This is a genomic window from Solimonas terrae (assembly GCF_011067135.1).
GTDB classification, from domain to species: domain Bacteria; phylum Pseudomonadota; class Gammaproteobacteria; order Nevskiales; family Nevskiaceae; genus Solimonas; species Solimonas terrae.
Genome location: NZ_JAAMOW010000010.1, coordinates 94,302 through 109,385, shown reverse-complemented (window position 1 = coordinate 109,385; position 15,084 = coordinate 94,302). Strand labels below are relative to the sequence as shown.

At 66.6% G+C, this 15,084-nt stretch carries 13 protein-coding genes; 8 read left to right on the top strand and 5 right to left on the bottom strand.

The window, feature by feature from the left end; all coding sequences use genetic code 11:
* Positions 1-38: 38 nt before the first annotated feature.
* The 3 genes from G7Y85_RS18240 to G7Y85_RS18230 all read right to left on the bottom strand — a co-directional run bounded on the left by G7Y85_RS18240 (position 39) and on the right by G7Y85_RS18230 (position 5,029).
* Positions 39-2,693 (bottom strand): TonB-dependent receptor plug domain-containing protein, encoded by a 2,655-nt coding sequence (locus tag G7Y85_RS18240; RefSeq protein ID WP_366515002.1) that lies wholly within the window; start codon positions 2,691-2,693, stop codon positions 39-41.
* Positions 2,694-3,276: 583 nt separating this feature from the next.
* Positions 3,277-4,341 carry a FecR family protein gene (locus tag G7Y85_RS18235; protein ID WP_166260850.1) on the bottom strand — a complete coding sequence of 355 codons (1,065 nt, stop codon included), beginning with the start codon at positions 4,339-4,341 and terminating at the stop codon, positions 3,277-3,279.
* A 109-nt stretch (positions 4,342-4,450) separates the two neighbouring features.
* Positions 4,451-5,029 (bottom strand): RNA polymerase sigma factor, encoded by a 579-nt coding sequence (locus G7Y85_RS18230; protein WP_166260847.1) that lies wholly within the window; start codon positions 5,027-5,029, stop codon positions 4,451-4,453.
* Between the two features lie 149 nt (positions 5,030-5,178).
* On the opposite strand from G7Y85_RS18230, the gene lipB reads away from it, so the two are divergent.
* The 8 genes from lipB (at position 5,179) to G7Y85_RS18190 (ending at position 10,274) form a co-directional block, all read left to right on the top strand.
* Positions 5,179-5,868, top strand: a complete 690-nt coding sequence (gene lipB / locus G7Y85_RS18225) for a lipoyl(octanoyl) transferase LipB (protein WP_166260844.1) — start codon at positions 5,179-5,181, stop codon at positions 5,866-5,868.
* Between the two features lie 129 nt (positions 5,869-5,997).
* Positions 5,998-6,816 (top strand): ABC transporter ATP-binding protein, encoded by an 819-nt coding sequence (locus tag G7Y85_RS18220; RefSeq protein WP_166260841.1) that lies wholly within the window; start codon positions 5,998-6,000, stop codon positions 6,814-6,816.
* Entirely contained in the window at positions 6,813-7,583 is a 771-nt protein-coding gene (gene mlaE, locus G7Y85_RS18215) for a lipid asymmetry maintenance ABC transporter permease subunit MlaE (RefSeq protein WP_166260838.1), read from the top strand. The genes G7Y85_RS18220 and mlaE overlap by 4 nt, the downstream gene beginning before the upstream one ends.
* 23 nt (positions 7,584-7,606) lie before the next feature.
* Positions 7,607-8,164 carry an outer membrane lipid asymmetry maintenance protein MlaD gene (gene mlaD / locus G7Y85_RS18210; RefSeq protein WP_166260835.1) on the top strand — a complete coding sequence of 186 codons (558 nt, stop codon included), beginning with the start codon at positions 7,607-7,609 and terminating at the stop codon, positions 8,162-8,164.
* A complete protein-coding gene (locus tag G7Y85_RS18205; RefSeq protein ID WP_166260832.1) occupies positions 8,161-8,823 on the top strand; it encodes an MlaC/ttg2D family ABC transporter substrate-binding protein in 663 nt (220 codons plus the stop codon). Before mlaD ends, G7Y85_RS18205 begins: the two co-directional genes overlap by 4 nt.
* Entirely contained in the window at positions 8,820-9,077 is a 258-nt protein-coding gene (locus tag G7Y85_RS18200; protein ID WP_166260828.1) for an STAS domain-containing protein, read from the top strand. Before G7Y85_RS18205 ends, G7Y85_RS18200 begins: the two co-directional genes overlap by 4 nt.
* A gap of 55 nt (positions 9,078-9,132) precedes the next feature.
* Positions 9,133-9,834 carry an MlaA family lipoprotein gene (locus tag G7Y85_RS18195; RefSeq protein ID WP_166260825.1) on the top strand — a complete coding sequence of 234 codons (702 nt, stop codon included), beginning with the start codon at positions 9,133-9,135 and terminating at the stop codon, positions 9,832-9,834.
* A 29-nt stretch (positions 9,835-9,863) separates the two neighbouring features.
* Positions 9,864-10,274, top strand: coding sequence for a gamma-glutamylcyclotransferase family protein (locus tag G7Y85_RS18190; protein ID WP_166260822.1), 411 nt, complete (start codon positions 9,864-9,866; stop codon positions 10,272-10,274).
* A 33-nt stretch (positions 10,275-10,307) separates the two neighbouring features.
* Here G7Y85_RS18190 and purL read toward each other — a convergent pair whose 3' ends face one another.
* Together purL and G7Y85_RS18180 are read right to left on the bottom strand one after the other, a co-directional pair.
* Positions 10,308-14,195 carry a phosphoribosylformylglycinamidine synthase gene (gene purL / locus G7Y85_RS18185; protein WP_241696266.1) on the bottom strand — a complete coding sequence of 1,296 codons (3,888 nt, stop codon included), beginning with the start codon at positions 14,193-14,195 and terminating at the stop codon, positions 10,308-10,310.
* 67 nt (positions 14,196-14,262) lie between these two features.
* Positions 14,263-15,027, bottom strand: a complete 765-nt coding sequence (locus tag G7Y85_RS18180; protein ID WP_206675614.1) for an MBL fold metallo-hydrolase — start codon at positions 15,025-15,027, stop codon at positions 14,263-14,265.
* Positions 15,028-15,084 lie beyond the last annotated feature (57 nt).

The window sequence follows — 15,084 nt, the reverse complement described above, 5'->3', positions numbered from 1 at the left end:
CGGCCATGGAAGGCCGCCGCAAGAACCACCGGGAACGATCAGAACGAGTAGGCGACCTTGCCGTAGTAGTAGGCGCCGTTGAAACCGAATGGCGAGAAGCTCGGATACTGGCTGACCGCGGAGTTGTCCTGATCGGCCTGCGCAAGACGGAACAGCTCCGGATTGATCTTGTCCGGGTACTCGTTGAACAGATTGTTGGCCCCGACGCTGAGGCGGACCGCCTTGACCGGCGTGAACGACAGTTCGAGATCGGTGATCGGCGTCGCCTTGACCTCGTTCTTGTAGTACACGCCGTCCGACCCCTGCGACAGGCTCGACGACTTGCCGTACAGCGTCTCCTGGAACTTCACCCCGAAGCGACCCGCGGTCAGCTGCGACACCAGGTTGATGCGAAACAGCGGCGAGGCCGTTTCCAGATCGGCGATGGCCGTGGCGTCATACAGCGGCTGGCCACCCAGTTCGGTCGGACTGTCGTTGACCTTGGTGACCTTGGTCTTGTTGTAGTTGCCGCTGAGTGTCCAGTCGACATGGCCCCAGTCGTAGGTCGTCGGCAGCGACAGCACCATGTCGACACCGCGGGTGCGCGTCGTCAGGCCATTCGCGAACACACTGACGCCGATGTAGCGCGCGGCGGACGGATCGAGCGACGAGCCGCTGGCGACGATGGCATCGGTGATGCCTTCGGAACCCGGCACCACGTCGTAGTTGTAGACGCTGTAGAGCGTGCCCGATCCGACGATGCGGTCGCGAACCTCGATCTGGTAGGCATCCAGCGTCGCCGTCAGCCGGTCGACATGCGTGACCAGACCGAGACTGAAGTTCGTCGACTTCTCAGGCTTCAGGCCATCGCCGAGTCCCAGGTACTGTGCTGCCGCTGCGTTCGGCGCCATCTGCACGATCGCCGAGTCCGGACCGACATTGGTCGCCGAGTAGTATTCCTCGGCCAGCGTCGGCGCACGAAAGCCGGTGCTGACCGTGCCGCGCAGGGCGACGTTGTCGTTGAAGTCGTAGCGCGAGGTCAGCTTGCCGATCGTCGTGTTGCCGAAATCGCTGAAGTGCTCGTGACGGCCGGCGACGTCGATCTGCCAGGCCTCGACCGGTGCGACCGACAGATCGATGTAGCCGGCGTAGTTGTTGCGCGAGTGCTTGCCGGCGTCCGCCGGCTTGATGCCGGGGAACGACGAGGCGCCGGCGCCGTAGTACGACGCGTAGTCACCGACTTGCGACTCGTACGTCTCGTGCCGCTGTTCGACGCCGAACGCGACATTCAGCGGCGTCGCCATGCCGACATCGAAGTCGCGACTCAGATCCAGCGTCGTCGTCAGCTGATCGGCGATATTGGTGCCATCGTAGAAATCGGTCGGCGATGCGCCGGTCTCGCCGTAGATCGTGAAGTTCATCGTGTCGCGCGTGTACAGCTTCACGCGGTCGCGCCCGTAGGTACTCGACAGATCCCAGTGCCACATGTCGGCGATCATGCCTTCGAGCCCGGCGGTGAACGACAGATCGTCTTCGTCTGTCGCCTCCTTGGGCTGGAAGCCGTACGGATACAGATACGAAGTCTCGCCGGTGGTCGGGTCGGTGTAGCCGCCGCCCTGCCCGGGCAAGCGATAGTTCTCCTCGGACGCCGCCTGCTTGAGGCCATAGCTGCCGAAGCTGTAGAGCTTGACGGGGCCGAAGTCGTAGCCGGCGTTGAAGAACGCGATCTGCTTGTGGAACTCCGGCGAGCCGAGAATCTGGTTCAGGTTCGGATAGTCCGGGTTGTACAGCATGTTCGAGTTCGGCAGGCTCGACAGATTGTCGGGATTGGTCACTCGGTAGTCGGGGCCGCTGCGATTGGTGCGCGCGCCGTTGTGAACTTCCGCCGACAGATTGAGGTAGCTCTTGTCGCCGCCGAAACCGACATTGGCCGAGTAGGCATCGGTTTCGCCGCCACCATCCTTGAAGCCGCCATAGGCCGCGTCAACGCTGCCGCCCGAGGCGTCCTTCTTGAGGATGATGTTGATGACGCCGGCGATCGCGTCGGTGCCGTACTGTGCGGCGGCGCCGTCGGTCAGCACCTCGATGTGATCGATCGCCGATACCGGGATGAAGTTGAGATCTGCCGCGGCACCGCCCTGATAGGGCCCGCTGAGCACCGCGAAATTCGCGGTCGTGTGACGACGCTTGCCGTTGATCAGCACCAGAGCATGATTCGGCGAAAGTCCGCGCAGCTTGGCCGACAGGGTCTGGTTGGCCTGATCGCCGCCGAATGCCTGGGCGGTGAACGATGGTACGGTCGCGGCCAGCGAGCTGATGAGATCCGGCGTGCCGGAGTTCTGCAGCGTCTCGGCACTCAGCACCTGCACCGGCGCCGGACTGTCCGCGGCCTGCATGCCGGTCCGCCGTGTACCGGTGACGATCACCTCGGCGACCCCGACCGTGCTCAGCACGGCATCGGACTGCGCGACTTCGGTCGACGTCATATCGGCTTGCGCGACATCGGTCGATGCCGCCGAATCGGTGGCGCTGCCGACATCCTGCTGCGCGAGCTCGGTCGGACTCGCCGGCGCGCCCGGACCCTGAGCCTGTGCGGCCGTCGCCGCGACGGCCAATGCGGCCGACAACACCAGTGTTGTACAGGACCACAGCTGCGGCGTTTGCCGCAATTTCAATGCTTCGAGTACGACTCGGACCCCAGTTGCTTTCGTCACGGCTGACTCCCTATGCATCCAGTTGAAGTTCGCGACACGAATCGTCATCGCTTGTTCATGGAACGTATGGATCGAACCGTTCGGAAATGTCGCTGCGAAAAGCTTGAAAGCGTGCAGCGGTCGCTGCATCGCGGTGCGCGTGCCGACATCGCACGCACCGCGATCGCGCGGCGGCGCGCGATGCTGCATCACGCGCAAGTGGATCGCGCGGCGACGGAATGCCGCGAGCTCGGACGGCTCGCGGATGCGCCAATCGCTGCGCGAGCCTGCATCGTGCGCATGCGTGATTCGCGGGAGGAGAGCGCCTGACTCGAGGCAGGCGCATCCGACGCGCGCGGAGTCGCTGCGTCAGTCGGTCGTCATGAGGAGCGGCGCGGCGCGAAAGAACTGCGAACGCAGCGTAACGCTGGCGCCTCGCCTGCGGCGCGGATCAGTCGACGCTGAATCCGGTCCGGCGCGACCTGCCGACGAACCCGCGGCGGGCAGAGGCGCTTGAGCGAGCTGCAGCGCGTGCCTGGCGGTCGGCAGACACACGCGCGACGGGCGAAACGGGAAGACCGCGCGCGCCGCCGGCGACGCAGGCTCAGCTTGCGCCGGCACCCATGGGCAAGCGGCGGTGCAGTGCAATGCGGCCCGACGCCTCGCGGCGGACCGCGACCGGAAACACCTTCTCGATCGCCGCCAGCCACTCGGCCTCGTGGCCCTCGACCACCGTACCGGTGTAGCGCAGCGTCGCCAGCGACGGATCGGCAATCACCACTTCGTCCTGGCTGTAGCGATTGAGATTGGCGACCACCACCCCGAGATTCTCGTCGACGAAACGCTGGCTGCCTTTGCGCCAGGCGATCGCCGCGTCTTCGTCGGCAGGCCGCACGGTCAGCGAGCGGTTCTCCGAAATGATGAGCTGCCCGGCCGGCACGCGGATCACACCGCTGCCCGGCAGCTGCGAGGCGGGCGACGACGCCGCGGCCTGCGCAGCGATCACACCCGAGCCGCCTGCGACATCGACCACGCCCTGCGTGACGATCACTTCGACGCGCTCACCGGTCTTGCGGATGTTGAACGCGGTGCCGACCGCCGTGACGCTGAGATGACCGACATGCACGACGAACGGCCGCGCGCTGTTGTGCGCGACTTCGAAGTAGGCTTCGCCGTCGCCGAGCTGCAGATCACGGAGCTCCGCCGAGTACGCGACGTCGAGACGGGTGTCGGCACCGAGCGCGATCTTCGATCCGTCGCTCAGCTTCAGATCCTGCAGCTGTGCCTTGGCGGTCGTGTAGACCGCGTTCTGTATCGCCGGCGGCGCCGACACGCGGTGCACGACGAAGGCCGAGATCATCGCGACTGCCGCGAGCCCCGCGGCCAGCGCCCAATGGCGTCGGCGCGCAGCGGATTTGCGCGGCGCCGCGGCCGGACGCTCGTCGAGCACTTCGCGCATCAGCGTGTCGCGCGCCGCCGGATCGATGTTGTCCAGACGCACGCCCAGACCGTCGATCTTCTCGAACGCTTCGAGATTGGCAGGATCGCTCTGGCACCATGCCAGCCACTCGCTGATTTCTTCCGGGCGCACGTCGGCTTCGCGCAGGCGCAGCCACCACAGGCTCGCTTGTTCGAGTCGCGCCGTCTTGTCGTTCTGTTCGGGATGCATCAGCCGTTCCTCCGCCGGCCATTGTCCCAGATTCGCGCGTCGCGCACGAAGCTGCCGCGGTCTGGTGCCGTCCGGCCGCGTACGTCCTGCGCAGGATGCCGTCCGCGGATCAGCCTGCTTCCGCGTCGTCCAGCCGCTGGCGACACACCGCCATTGCGCGCGCGACGTAGTGACGGATCATGCGATCGGTCAGCTGCATCTGCACCGCAATCTCCTGCACGCTGTGTCCGCCGAAGACATGCAGCATGAACGCGCGGCGGCACTTTTCCGGAAGTTCGCGCAGCGCGTCCTTGATCATTTCGAGTTCTTCCTGCGCCATCGCGGTGCGATCCGGGCCCGGTCGCGTCAGCAGTTCCTCGAAGAATTGCTGCGGCGAGTTGCGCTCGCGCACCTGACGCTTGCGGATGCGATCGATGGCGAGATTGCCGGCGATCGTGAACAGGTGCGCACGCAGGAAGCTGACGGCAGATGCCTGCTCCAGCTGCAGCAGCCGGACATAGGCTTCCTGCGCGACGTCGTGCGCCTCCGCTTCCGACTGCAGTCGCGCCACCAGAAAGCCGACCAGCGCACGGTTGTGTTCCTGGAACAGGCGGCGCACCATTTCCGCCCGCTCGGGTGCATCGAGCGGGGTTTCGTCCGTCTGCTCCTGAATCCGTTCGCTGATCGCAATACTTGCAGTGGCCTGCATGGCAGCTTCCTCGACGTCGTTGTCGGCGCTGTGCTGCAACGCAAAAAACAGACCGTTTTGTGACGCATTTCCGAAATGACCGACTCGCACGTTCCAGTCGTGAAGGGGCATTGCAGGCCGGGTCCGGCACGGCCATCGTCGGCGCCGAAATGAGCGCCGCAGCGCTGGCAGCGGCTGCTTGCGCCGCACCGAAAATCCGCCGTCTCGGCCGGGTCGACTACGAAGCGACGCTCGCGCAGATGCGCGCGTTCACCGATGCGCGCGACGCCGACACGCCGGACGAACTCTGGCTGCTCGAACACCCGCCGGTGTTCACGCAGGGCCAGGCGGGCAAGGTCGAGCATGTGCTGGCCGCCGGTGACATCCCGGTCGTGCAGGCGGATCGGGGCGGTCAGGTGACTTACCACGGCCCCGGCCAGCTGGTCGTCTATTTCCTGATCGACCTGCATCGCCGCGGCTTCGGCATCCGCTCGCTGGTGACACGCATCGAGCAGGGCATGATCGGCGTGCTGCGGCAGTACGGCATCGTCGCCTATGCCGATCCGGCGGCACCGGGCGTCTATGTCGACGATGCCGCCGGCACGCGCATGAAGATCGGCTCGCTGGGGCTGCGCGTACGCAAGGGCTGCACCTACCACGGTCTGGCGCTGAACGTGGCGATGGATCTGGAACCGTTTTCGCGGATCAATCCCTGCGGCTACCAGGGCCTGCGCATGACACAGACCTCGGCGCTCGGCGGTCCGCGGCAGGTCGGCGAAGCCGGCGACGCCCTGCTCGAACATCTGCTGGCACAGCTTGAAAATCCGAACCCGGCATCCACTGAGGACGGACGGCCGTAAAGTGCGGACGCGCAGACCTTAAATAGTCAGCCGGGCGTTCAGAAAGCCTCAGGTACAATCCGCAGGATTGGCAGCATCCGCTCCTCGACTCCAACCGCCACCGGCCACGCAATGACCGAAGCTCCCACGATGTCCGCGCCTGCCGCCGACAGCGCCACGCTGGTGCGTGTCCGTGGCCTGCATTTCAGCCAGGGCCGGCGCAAGATCTACGACGGCATCGACGTCGACATCGCGCGCGGCAAGATCACCGCGATCATGGGCCCCTCGGGCACCGGCAAGACGACCCTGTTGCGCATCATCGGCGGCCAGTGGCGGCCCAGCGCCGGCGCCGTCGAGTTCGATGGCGCCAATGTCCATCAGCAGCGCCAGCGCGGCCTGTACGCAATGCGCAAGCGCATGAGCCTGCTGTTCCAGAACGGCGCACTGCTGACCGACCTTTCCGTGTTCGAGAACGTCGCCTTCCCGTTGCGCGAGCACACCAAGCTTCCGGAAGCGGCGATCCGCGACATCGTGCTGATGAAGCTGGAAGCAGTCGGCCTGCGCGGCGCGCGTGACCTGTACCCGGAGGAGCTGTCCGGCGGCATGGCGCGGCGCGTGGCGCTGGCGCGGGCAATCGCGCTGGACCCGGAAATGGTCATGTACGACGAACCGTTCACCGGCCAGGACCCGATCAGCATGGGCGTGCTGATGCGCCTGATCCAGTCGCTGAACCGCTCGCTCGGCATCACCTCGGTGATCGTCTCGCACGATGTCGACGAAGTGCTGTCGATCGCCGACTTCGCCTACGTGATTTCCAACGGCCAGGTGCTCGCGCGCGGCACGCCGGACGAGATCCGCGCCTCGCCATCCGAATACGTGCAGCAGTTCCTGCAGGGGCGGCCGGACGGCCCGGTCGCCTTTCACTTCAAGGCCCGCTCTTTGGCCGACGATCTTCTGGAGCGCGCATGAAAGGCGGCATCGTCACCGTGCTGTCCAATTTCCTGTTCGGGCTCGGTCGTGCGCAGTTCTTCCTGATCGGCATCCTGCGCGCGGTGCCGGCAGCGCTGTTGCGGCCGCGCGCGATCATCCGCCAGCTGTACATGGTCGGCGTGCTGTCGATGATCATCATCGTCATCTCCGGCATGTTCATCGGCATGGTGCTGTCGCTGCAGGGCTATCACACCCTGGTCCGCTTCGGCGCGGCCAGTTCGCTCGGCGTGCTGGTTGCGCTGTCGATCATCCGCGAGCTCGGGCCGGTCGTGACCGGTCTGCTGTTTGCCGGCCGGGCCGGTTCGGCGCTGGCGGCAGAGATCGGCCTGATGCGCGCCACCGACCAGCTTTCGGCGATGGAAATGATGGCCGTCGATCCGATGCGTCACGTCATCGCGCCGCGCTTCATCGCCGGCGTGATCGCCGCACCGCTGCTGACCGCGATCTTCTGCGTGATGGCGATCGGCGTCGCCGGCGGCCATGCCATCGGCGTCGAGCTGCTCGGTGTCGATGCCGGCAGCTACTGGTCGCAGATCCGCGCCAACGTCGACGTCCACGACCTGATCCAGAGTTTCGTGAAGGCGACCGTGTTCGGCGCCGTGATCAGCTGGATCGCCGTCTACCAGGGTTACAACGCACCGCCGACCTCGGAAGGCGTTTCGCGGGCCACCACGTCCACCGTCGTCGTGTCGTCACTGAGCATCCTGGCGCTCGACTTCATCCTCACCGCATTCATGTTCCGTTAACCGCTACGGGCTAGAGATCGATCATGCAATCCAGAGCCTTGGAAATTCTCGTCGGGTTTTTCGTCTGCCTCGGCGTTGCCGCGGTGTTCGTGCTGACGTTCCGCGTCGCCAGCCTCGACACGGTCGGCAACGGCGACGGTGTCTATCGCGTCAGCGCCCTGTTCCAGAACATCGGCGGCCTCAAGGCCGGCGCCGCCGTCTCGATGGCCGGCGTCAAGATCGGCCGCGTCCGCGACATCGCCATCGATCCGCAGAGTTTCGAGGCGCGGGTCTCGATGGATATTTCCAGGCAGTACAGCAAGATTCCGGAAGACTCCAGCGCCAAGATCCTCACTGCCGGCCTGCTCGGCGAGCAGTACATCGGCCTCGAGCCCGGCGGCATGGACGATTACCTGCAGGACGGCAGCGAGATCACGCTGACGCAGAGTGCGCTGGTGCTGGAGAACCTCATCGGCCAGTTCCTCGCCTCGCAGGGCGAATCGAAGGACGACAAGCTGGCCGACGCGATCGGCAAGCTCGCCGATTCGCTGCAAGCCAAGAACAAGGCGCCTGCCAGCGCCGCATCAGGAGCCACCAAATGATTTCCTTATTGAAGACCTTGCGCGGTGCCTGCCTCGGCGTGATCGCCGCACTGGCGCTCTCGGCAACGGCGATGGCCGCCGCGACGCCGCCGGAGCAGGTGATCAAGGACGCGACCACGACGATCCAGACCGACATCACCAGGAATGTCGCCAAGTACCAGGCCGACAAGTCCAGCTTCTACAAGATGGTCGACACGGAAATCGTGCCGCACTTCGACACGACCTACATCGCCAAGGTGATCCTCGGCACGCACCTGAAGGAAGCCAGTCCCGAGCAGGTCACGCAGTTCGAGGCCGCGTTCAAGGACATGCTGGTGCACAGTTACGCCGACAAGCTGCTGCAGTACTACGACAGCGTCAGCGTCGACGTGAAGCCGGGGCGCATCGCCAGTGACGGCAAGCGCGCCACCGTCGACACCACGCTGATCCGCAAGGATGGCCAGCCGCCGATCGCCGTGCAGTTCTCGATGCGCGACGACAACGGCGAATGGAAGATCTGGGACATCAAGGCCGAGAACATTTCGCTGGTCCTGAATTTCCGTACGCAGATCGACGGCGAGATCAAGAAGAGCAGCATCGCGTCGGTGATCCAGCGTCTCGACAGCGGCCAGATCCAGGCCGACGTCGATCACGACGGCACCGCCAGCAAGAAGCAATGAGCGAATTGCAGGGGTCCTTGCAGTTCGCGACGGTCGCGCCGTGGTTTGCGCGCGCCGACGAACTCGCGGCTGCCGACACGATCGACCTCGGCCGTGTCACGCAGTGCGACAGCGCCGGCGCAGCCCTGCTGCTCGAGTTGCAGCGCCGCGCCCGCAGCAAGGGACGAACCCTCGCCTTCACCAACGCGCCGACGCAGTTGCGCGACCTGGTGACGTTCTTCGGTATCGGTTCGGTCCTGAATCTCGCCGCCTGACCGCGGCATGGGGGAGTACGGGCATATGGGCGAGGCACTGCGGGCATGGACAACGATGGTCCTCGGGAGCGCTGCACTGGCGCTCGCCGGCTGCGCACACAATTCACCGTACGAGCCGGCCGATCCGCTGGAAAAGATCAATCGGCCGATCTACGCGTTCAACATGGTTGCCGACAAATACGTGCTGCGCCCGGTGACCGTCACCTACGTCACCTACGCGCCGCCGCCACTGCGCATCGGCGTGCACAATTTTCTCGACAACCTGTTCTATCCGACGGTCGTGGTCAATGACGCACTGCAGGCCAAGTTCAAGCAGTCCGGCCTCGACCTCACGCGCTTCGTGCTGAATTCGACCTTCGGCCTGGCCGGTCTGCTCGACCCGGCGACAATGGTCGGCCTGCGCGAAAACGACGAGGACTTCGGCCAGACGCTCGGCGTCTGGGGCGTCGGCGAAGGCTGGTACATCATGCTGCCGCTGCTCGGCCCGTCGACCAATCGCGACGTCGTCGGACGTGTCGGCGATATCTGGACCTCGCCGACGCAGTACGCCAATCTCAATCTCGGCGACCGTGCCGGCCTGCTTGCCGTACAGGCTGTCGACACCCGCGTGCAGCTGCTCGACCTCGACAGCATCCTCAAGCAGCAACTCGATCCCTACGTCTTCCTGCGCACCGCCTACCTGCAGCGCCGCCTCAACGAGGTCTACGACGGCAACCCGCCGGAAGACCTGACGGAGCCGCCGCTGCCGGACGACTGAACACCGCGCGCAACACCGGTAGCACGTACGTGAGCGAGGCCTACCTGTTCGTGTACGGCAGCTTGCGCCGCGCGTGCGCCGCGCCGAGCCACGCGCTGATCGCCGAGCACTGCGCATTCGTTGCGACCGCCCATCTGAATGCACAGCTGTTCGAGATCGACGGCTATCCCGGCGCGGTCGCAAGCGATGATCCGCGCGACCGCGTCACCGGCGAGCTCTACCGCATTCACGACGAAGCCCGCTTGTTCGCAACGCTGGACGACTACGAGGAATGCTCGGCGCGATTCGTGCAGCCGCACGAGTACCGACGCGCGAAACGCCCGGTGACCGCCGAAGACGGTCGCCTGCTCGACGCCTGGACGTATCTCTACAATCGCCCGACGGCCGCATCGCGCCGCATCGTCTCGGGCGACTATCTCGACCCCGGCCCGCGCCCGTAGGCATTCCGCCACCCGCTCAGGACGCTGCGCCGCTCAGTTCGCGAACTTGCGCGCGTTGACGAACATCTGGAACCAGGGCGTCTTGCCGAGGCCGCTGCCGGCCGCGAAGTTCTGCGGCCACCAGGAGCCGCTGGTGCCGGCGATCGTGCGTTCCGGATGCGGCATCAGGATCGTCACACGGCCGTCGGCGTTGCAGACCGAACTCAGGCCGGCCGGCGAACCGTTGGGATTGGCCGGGTACGTGTCCGCCACTTCGCCGCGCGTGGTGACGTAGCGCATCGCGACCTGCCCGGCGCTCTGCAGCGCACCCAGATCGGCGGCGTCCGTGAATTCGGCGCGCCCCTCGCCGTGTGCAACGGCGATCGGCAGCTTCGACCCCGCCATGCCGGCGAAGAACAGCGACTTCGATTCCAGCAGTTCGACCTGCGACCAGCGCGCTTCGAACTGTTCGCTGCGATTGCGGCGGAACGCCGGCCAGTGTTCGGCACCGGGGACGATGTCCTTGAGCGCCGCGAACATCTGGCAGCCGTTGCAGACGCCGAGCGCGAAGCGTTCGGGGCTGGCAAGGAACTGCTGGAATTCGCTGCGGCCACGTTCGTTGAAAAGGATCGTCTTCGCCCAGCCCTGGCCGGCACCGAGCACGTCGCCGTACGAAAAGCCGCCACAGGCGACCAGACCGGCGAAGTCCGCGAGTTTCACGCGGCCTTCGAGCACGTCGCTCATGTGCACGTCGACCGACTCGAAGCCGGCCGCCGCAAACGCATAGGCCATTTCGTACTGACCGTTGACGCCCTGTTCGCGCAGGATCGCCACCTTGGGTCGGCGCGCGATCTGCGGTGCGGCGCCGGGCTTGAACGTCAGTTGCAACTGCAAGCCCGGATCGGTGGCATCGGCGAGCGCGGCGAATTCCTCGTTCGCGCAATCCGGATTGTCGCGCAGCGCAGCGATGCGATGGCTGGTCTCGGCCCACAGGTGGTGCCATTGGCTGCGCGCCGCTTCGAGCACGGTCCTGCCCTCGTGCATGAAGCGCAGGCGATCGGCATCCGTCACCACGCCGATGTCGTGCGCGCTCAGGCCGGCTTCGCGCAGCGCGGCGACGATGCGCGGCGCATCGCCGGCGTGCAGCTGCGCGACGAAACCGAGTTCTTCGTTGAACAGCGCGCTCGCCGCATTGCCACTCAGGCCGTCGAGCGTGATGTCCAGGCCGCAGTGGCCGGCGAATGCCATCTCGGCGAGCGTCGCCAGCAGGCCGCCGTCGCTGCGGTCGTGATAGGCCAGCAGCTTGCCGTCGGCATTGAGCTGCTGGATCTGCTCGAATGCGACGCGCAGGCGACGCGCGTCGTCGAGATCCGGCGCGACATCGCCGACCGCGCCGTAGACCTGCGCCAGCGCCGAGCCGCCGAGCCGATTCCGGCCGGCACCCAGATCGACGAGCACGAGGCGCGTCGCGCCGCCGACATCGGTTTTCAGCTGCGGCGTCAGCGACGCGCGCACATCGGCGACCGGCGCGAACGCGGTGATGATCAGCGACAGCGGCGCGGTCTGCGTCTGCAGCCTGCCGTCGGCGTCCGGCCAGACGCTCTTCATCGACAGCGAGTCCTTGCCGACCGGGATCGCGATACCGAGCGCCGGGCACAACTCGGCGCCGATCGCCTTCACCGTGTCGAACAGGCGCGCATCTTCGTCATGCTGGCCGCAGGCCGCCATCCAGTTCGCCGACATACGGATGTCGGACAGCCTGGCGATACGCGCGGCGGCGATGTTGAGGATCGCCTCGGCCACCGCCATGCGCCCGGAAGCCGGCGCGTCGAGCAGCGCGAGCGGCGTGCGTTCGCCCATCGCCATCGCCTCGCCGGTCGTCGCTTCGAAGCCGGTCGCGGTGACGGCGCAGTCGGCGACCGGCACCTGCCACGGCCCGACCATCTGGTCGCGCACCGTGAGCCCGCCGACGGTACGGTCGCCGATCGTGATCAGGAACTGCTTGCTGGCGACCGCGGGCAGCTGCAGCACGCGCCGCGCCGCATCGGCCAGATCGATGTCGTCGGTCTCGAGCGCCGCGAAGCGGGTCGTCGCCCGGCGGCTTTCGCGCTTCATGCGCGGCGCCTTGCCGAGCAGCACCGGCATCGGCATGTCCACCGTGTTGTTGCCGGACAGCACGTCCTCGACGATCAGCTGCTGGGCGGCCGTGGCGACGCCGACCACCGCGTACGGGCAACGCTCGCGCGCGCAGATCGCGGCGAATGCGGCGACATCTTCGGCGCGGATCGCGATGACATAGCGCTCCTGCGATTCGTTGCACCAGATCTCCATCGGCGACAGCGCCGGATCGGCGGCCTGCACGTCGCGCAGCTGGAAGTGTCCGCCCCGATCGTCGGCGTGCACGAGCTCCGGCAGGGCGTTGCTGATGCCGCCGGCGCCGACGTCATGGATCGACAGGATCGGGTTGCGCTCGCCGAGCGCCCAGCAGGCGTCGACGACTTCCTGGCAGCGCCGTTCGAGTTCCGGGTTGGCGCGCTGCACCGACGCGAAGTCGAGCTCCGCGCTGGACGCCCCGGTCGCCATCGACGAGGCCGCGCCGCCGCCCAGACCGATCAGCATCGCCGGACCGCCGAGCACGATCAGCTTCGCGCCCTCGACAACCTCGCGTTTCTGCACATGCTCGGCGCGGATGTTGCCGTAGCCGCCGGCGATCATGATCGGCTTGTGGTAGCCACGATTGCGGCCGTCCGGCGTCACCGCCTCGTAGGTGCGGAAATAGCCGTTGAGGTTGGGGCGGCCGAATTCGTTGTTGTAGGCCGCGGCGCCGATCGGACCGTCGAGCATGATCTGCAGCGCGCTGGCCATGCGCGGCGGCGTCGCCAGCGGCGCCTCCCAGGGCTGCTCCAGGCCCGGAATACGCAGATTGGCCACCGAGAAGCCGGCAAGGCCGGCCTTGGGCTTGCCGCCAAGCCCGGTCGCCGCCTCGTCGCGGATCTCGCCGCCGGCACCGGTCGCGGCACCCGGATGCGGCGAGATGCCGGTCGGGTGATTGTGCGTCTCGACCTTCATCAGCATGTGCACGGGTTCGTCGTGCGCGCGCCAGATCTGGTCGGACTCGGCGAACCAGCGCATCGCCGTGTGGCCTTCGATCACCGACGCATTGTCCTTGTACGCCGACAGCACGCCCTGCGGCGCGGCGGCGTAGGTCATCTTGATCATCTGGAACAGCGAGTGCGGCTGGGTCTCGCCGTCGACCGTGAACTCGGCGTTGAATATCTTGTGCCGGCAATGCTCGCTGTTGACCTGCGCGAACATCATCAGCTCGGCGTCGCTGAGATTGCGGCCGGCCTCGCGGCTGTAGTCGACGAGGTAATCGATCTCGTCATCGGACAGCGCCAGACCCCAGTCGCGGTTGGCCGCGACAAGGGCATCGCGGCCGCCGGTCTGCACGTCGACCGTGCGCAGCGCACGGCGCGTCTGGCCATCGAAGACGTGGCGCAGGGCCAGCTCGTCGCGCAGCACCGATTCGGTCATCGGATCATGCAGCACCGCGAGTGCCGCATCGGGCAAGCTGTCGATCCCTTCGAAGCCGTAGACCCTGCCCTGTTCGATGCGGCGCACACCCGCCAGTCCGCAGACCCGGGCAATGTCGGTGGCCTTGCTCGACCACGGCGACAAGGTGCCGACGCGCGGGACCACGAACAGCGTCAGCGCCGCCGGCTCGAAACCGGCAGGTCCGGGGCCGAGCAGCCGGCGCAGGTCCGTTTCGGACGTGTCGTCCGCCTCCACGAGATGGAATTCGCGGCAGCGCAGCGCGCGCAGACCAGGCGCGTGGACACGCAGACTGGCGAGCAGGCGCTCGGCACGGAATGCCGACAGGGATTCGGCACCGGGGAGAATCGACAAGGCCATGAGCGGGAACGGCGGCGGGAAGAGCGCCATTTTCGCATGTTCGGCCGGCCGGATTCAGCCGACCCGGGATTTTCGCTTGCGAGACACTCCGCTGAGGCTAGACAACCTCGCACCAGTCCAGCCCCAGCTCCTGATCTGCGCAGCGCAGCCCCGGCAGTTCGTCGCCGATCACGGCGCGCACCGCCGCCAGCGCCAGCTCCGGGCGATTGTTGACCTCGGACAGGTGGGTCAGCACGAGATGCTGCAGACGTGCCAGCGCGTAACCGCCGAGCAGGCCAGCCGCCTGTGCATTCGACAAATGGCCGCGATCGCCGCCGACGCGCAGCTTGAGGCTGGCGTGATAGGGCCCGTCGCGCAGCAGCTGTGGATCGTGGTTGCACTCCAGCGTCAGGGCGTCGCAGTCGGCGAGCATCTCGCGCATGTGCGAGGAGATATGGCCGGCGTCGGAAAGGATGCCGATCTTCCGTGCGCCGGCGCGCAGCACGTACTGGCAGGGCTCGCCGGCATCGTGCGGGACCGGATACGGTTCGATCGCCAGGCCGCCGATCTCGAAACGCTGGTGCGGACTGAAGCGGATCAGGTGCGGCACGTCCGGGTCCTTCCACGCGCGATGCGTGCCGTAGGTCATGTAGACCGGCACACGATGCTTGCGCGCCAGCCGGCCGACACCGCCGAGGTGGTCGCCATGCTCGTGGGTGACCAGGATCGCGGCCAGCGACGCGGGCTCGACGCCGAGCCGCAGCAGTCGCGCTTCGGTTTCGCGCAGCTGGAAGCCGCAGTCGACCAGGATGCGCGTCCCGTCGTGCTCGATGAGCGTGGCGTTGCCTTTGCTTCCGGAACCCAGCATCGCGAAGCGCATCATGGGTGACAGCCATCCATGGCGGGGCTGCATCGCCCGATCGGGCCCCGGGCCGGCCAT

Coding starts and splice junctions, on each gene's coding strand:
- G7Y85_RS18235 (WP_166260850.1), bottom strand. CDS start 4,341: ATGCATCCCGAACAGAACGACAAGACGGCGCGACTCGAACAAGCGAGC.
- G7Y85_RS18230 (WP_166260847.1), bottom strand. CDS start 5,029: ATGCAGGCCACTGCAAGTATTGCGATCAGCGAACGGATTCAGGAGCAG.
- lipB (WP_166260844.1), top strand. CDS start 5,179: ATGAGCGCCGCAGCGCTGGCAGCGGCTGCTTGCGCCGCACCGAAAATC.
- G7Y85_RS18220 (WP_166260841.1), top strand. CDS start 5,998: ATGTCCGCGCCTGCCGCCGACAGCGCCACGCTGGTGCGTGTCCGTGGC.
- mlaE (WP_166260838.1), top strand. CDS start 6,813: ATGAAAGGCGGCATCGTCACCGTGCTGTCCAATTTCCTGTTCGGGCTC.
- mlaD (WP_166260835.1), top strand. CDS start 7,607: ATGCAATCCAGAGCCTTGGAAATTCTCGTCGGGTTTTTCGTCTGCCTC.
- G7Y85_RS18205 (WP_166260832.1), top strand. CDS start 8,161: ATGATTTCCTTATTGAAGACCTTGCGCGGTGCCTGCCTCGGCGTGATC.
- G7Y85_RS18200 (WP_166260828.1), top strand. CDS start 8,820: ATGAGCGAATTGCAGGGGTCCTTGCAGTTCGCGACGGTCGCGCCGTGG.
- G7Y85_RS18195 (WP_166260825.1), top strand. CDS start 9,133: ATGGTCCTCGGGAGCGCTGCACTGGCGCTCGCCGGCTGCGCACACAAT.
- purL (WP_241696266.1), bottom strand. CDS start 14,195: ATGGCGCTCTTCCCGCCGCCGTTCCCGCTCATGGCCTTGTCGATTCTC.
- G7Y85_RS18180 (WP_206675614.1), bottom strand. CDS start 15,027: ATGATGCGCTTCGCGATGCTGGGTTCCGGAAGCAAAGGCAACGCCACG.